This is a genomic window from Leucobacter sp. M11 (genome assembly GCF_035726885.1).
Taxonomy (GTDB): domain Bacteria; phylum Actinomycetota; class Actinomycetes; order Actinomycetales; family Microbacteriaceae; genus JAPFRB01.
In genome coordinates this window covers 42,144-45,048 of sequence record NZ_JAPFRB010000005.1, presented here as the reverse complement: position 1 = coordinate 45,048, position 2,905 = coordinate 42,144, and the positions used below count along the sequence as shown (strand labels likewise).

The 2,905-nt window shown below is 74.0% G+C and carries 3 protein-coding genes; all 3 read right to left on the bottom strand.

Annotated features, from left to right (window positions below; genetic code table 11):
* Window positions 1-1,103 (bottom strand): acyltransferase family protein (locus OOT08_RS15475; RefSeq protein WP_325093738.1); only part of this gene is annotated, 1,103 nt, incomplete at its 3' end.
* Between the two features lie 128 nt (window positions 1,104-1,231).
* Complete coding sequence (locus OOT08_RS15470) at window positions 1,232-1,933, bottom strand: response regulator transcription factor (protein ID WP_325093737.1); 702 nt, start codon at window positions 1,931-1,933, stop codon at window positions 1,232-1,234.
* 69 nt (window positions 1,934-2,002) lie between these two features.
* Window positions 2,003-2,905 (bottom strand): sensor histidine kinase (locus OOT08_RS15465; protein ID WP_325093736.1); only part of this gene is annotated, 903 nt, incomplete at its 5' end.

Here is a 2,905-nt window from a genome sequence, read left to right as displayed (position 1 = left end):
GTGCCGACAAGGCGCACCGTGATGGCGACCGCGACCCCCACGAGGACCAGCCAGGCGGGCCGGCTGAGCCACCAGTCCACGCTGAGCGGCTGCGGAAGCTCGATGCCGCTCAGGAGGAGAGCGCCGCTGAGCGCGATGATCGCGGGCATGTGCCAGAGGTAGATCGTCATGGCGCGCGGCGCGAGCGTCCCCGTGATGCGGGCGACGAGCGGTCGCGCCGCCCAGCGCCCGAGCGCGGGGCGGAACAGGGTGAACAGGAAGAGCTGGGCCACCCCAAAGGTGATCAGGACGACGGTGGGCGGGTTGAGGTTCACGAGCAGATCGGCGGAGTAGGGCCCCGTCGAGACGAGCAGCAGGGTCGCCCCGAGCCCCGCCGCGGCGAGGAGCGCCCGGTTCCGGGTCCGGATCCGGTCGAAGCGACCGTCGGCGAGCCAGTAGCCGAGCTGCTGGATGGTGAGCCACACGGGCACCAGGTTGATGATGCCGATCGCCTCGATGCCGGTGCCGAAGCGCAGCGCGTCGATCACGACGGCGGCGACGGCGAGCGCGGCGAGGCTGAGCCCGGGCCGGGCCTCGTGCCAGCGCACCGTGAGCGGCACGAGCGCCGAGCAGCCGAGGTACACCGCGAGGAACCAGAGCGGTTGGCTGATCCGGAACCCGGCGGTGGCCACGATGTCGGGGGCCACGCCCGCGGCGGTGAGCGCGGCGAGCCCCAGGGTGACGCCCCCGATGGCGAGGAGCCCGGGGCCGAGGAGCCGGCGGGCGCGGGCGGCGATGTAGTCGGCGGGGGTCGCGCCGCGCCCGCGGAGCTTCCGCCAGTGCGTGATGCTCGCGTAGCCGCCGATGAGGAAGAACAGCGGCATGATCTGCACGACCCAGGTGACGGGGGCGAACCAGGCCTGCCCGTCCGTGGCGTTGCCGAGCAGGGGGCCGTCCGGCCCGTGCCCGATGCCGACCATCATCGCGTGCAGGGCGACGACGACGGGGATCAGCGCGGCGCGCAGCAGGTCGATGCCCGCGTCTCGGGTGGCCGGGGACCCCTGGGGGCGACGGGCAGCCGGGGGTGCGGCGGCGGCTCGGACTCGGGGCGGTGCGATGCTCATGGGGGCTTCCTCTCGCGACGGCGCATCCGTCGCTGTGGGAAGACTAGAAAGCGCATTCGCGCGGGGGCATCACCCCGGGGAGCGGTCTGCCCCCGTACCCCGGTAGGGGTGCGGCGGCCGGGGGGCCGTTACCGTTCCGGGTCGACGAGTCCCGTGTCATAGGCCAGGACGACGGCCTGCACCCGGTCGCGCAGGCCGAGCTTCTGGAAGATCTTCGAGACGTGGGTTTTCACGGTCTGCTCGGCGACGAAGAGCTCCGCCGCGATCTCGCGGTTGCTGAGGCCGCGCCCGATGAGCACGAGCACCTCCCGCTCCCGCTCGGTGAGCCCGTTCAGTTCGACCGCGCGGGCGGGGACCCCGGGCGCCGGGGACCCGGCGAAGCGGTCGAGGAGGCGGCGCATGACCCGGGGCGCGATGAGCGCGTCCCCCTGGGCGACGATGCGCACGGCCTGGATCAGGTCCTCGGGCAGCGCGTCCTTCAGGAGGAAGCCGCTGGCCCCGGCCCGGATCGCCTCGTGCACGTACTCGTCGATGTCGAAGGTCGTGAGCACGAGGATGTGCGGCACGTGTGGCTCGCCCCGGCTCGGCTGGGTCAGCTCCCGGGTGGCCTCGATGCCGTTCATGTTCGGCATCCGCACGTCCATGAGGACGACGTCGGCGCGGAGGGAGCGGCCCATCGCGACTGCCTCGACCCCGTCGCTCGCCAGCCCCACGACCTCGATCCCCGGCTGCGCGCCCAGGATCGCGGCGAAGCCGGCGCGCACCATGCCCTGGTCGTCGGCGATCAGGACGCGGATGGCCCGGGGGTCCGGGGCGGGGTTCGGGGTCATCGTGACTCGCTTCTGGGTGGGGCGGGATGCGGCGGGTGTAGCGGGGCGGGGCGGGCGTGGGCGGGAGCGTCAGCCCTGGGCCGGGTCCGGGAGCTCGGCCAGGATCCGGTAGCCCCCGTCCTCGGTCGGCCCGTGTTCGAGCGTACCGCCGATGAGTTCCACGCGCTCGCGCATGCCGCGCAGGCCGTGGCCGCCCGCGTCGGCGTGCGCGCTGGGCCCGGGGGTGGGCGGGGCGTCGTTGCGCACCTCGACCCGGAGGCTCCCGTTCTCGGTGCGCACCTCGACCCGGGTGGGCGCGCCCGGGGCGTGCCGGATGATGTTACTCAGGGATTCCTGCACGACCCGGTACGCGGTGAGACCCACCGTGGCCGGGGTGCGCGAGTCGGCGTCCCAGCTGAGGGTGACGGGCACCCCGGCCCGCTGGGTGGTCTCCACGAGCGCGGGCAGGTCGAAGAGCCCCGGCTGGGGGCCGAGCGGTTGCTCGGGATCCCCGGCCGATGCGCCGCCCGCCGGGTCCGCGCCGCGGAGCACGCCGAGCAGCTGGCGCATCTCCCCGAGCGCGCCGCGGGCGGTCGCGGCAATGTCGTCGAACTCGGCCGCGGCGGCCGGCCCCGCCTCGGGGAGCCGGTACTTCGCCGAGCTGGCCTGCACCTGGATCACGCTCATGCCGTGCGCGACCACGTCGTGCAGCTCCCGGGCGATCCGGGCTCGCTCCTCGACCAGCTCGCGCCGGGCCTGCTCCTGCGCGCCCTGCCGCCGCTCCCGGTCGAGCTGGGTGCGGATCTGATCGCGTTGCACGAGCAGCAGGGTGATCGCGAGCGAGCCGCCCGAGATGGCCAGGAAGATGATCGAGTTCTGCACGGAGGAGTCGAGATCCGCGTAGTTCTCGGGGCTCATCGCGATCACCGTGACCGTGCCGAGGAGCGCGAGCCCCCAGCCGACCACGGGGAAGCGCCAGTTCTGCGTCAGGGC